1 pseudogene is annotated in these 213 nt (G+C 40.8%); it reads right to left on the bottom strand.

Annotation, left to right across the window (positions count from 1 at the left end):
- Positions 1 to 213: pseudogene (locus AB4128_RS20695) on the bottom strand (IS110 family transposase); the annotation flags it as partial.

Genomic DNA, 213 nt, shown 5'->3' with positions numbered 1-213 from the left:
AGCTTTTGGCGCTTCCCACATCACACCATCTCTTAGCATTGAATTAAGCGTCACGACCATCTTTCTAATACAGGCAATAATAGCTACTTTCTTTGGTTTTCCGGCTTCGACTAAACGTTGGTAAGTTTCTTTAAAAACAGGGTTTGATTGTATGGCTGACATCATTGCCATATACAAAACAGTCCTGACCTGATGCCGTCCACCTTGAATTTT

The sequence above is a fragment of the Shewanella sp. 10N.286.52.A9 genome (assembly GCF_041468985.1).
Lineage (GTDB): Bacteria > Pseudomonadota > Gammaproteobacteria > Enterobacterales > Shewanellaceae > Shewanella > Shewanella japonica.
Note: the sequence above shows the minus strand (reverse complement) of the source record. Positions and strands in the feature narration are given on the sequence as shown.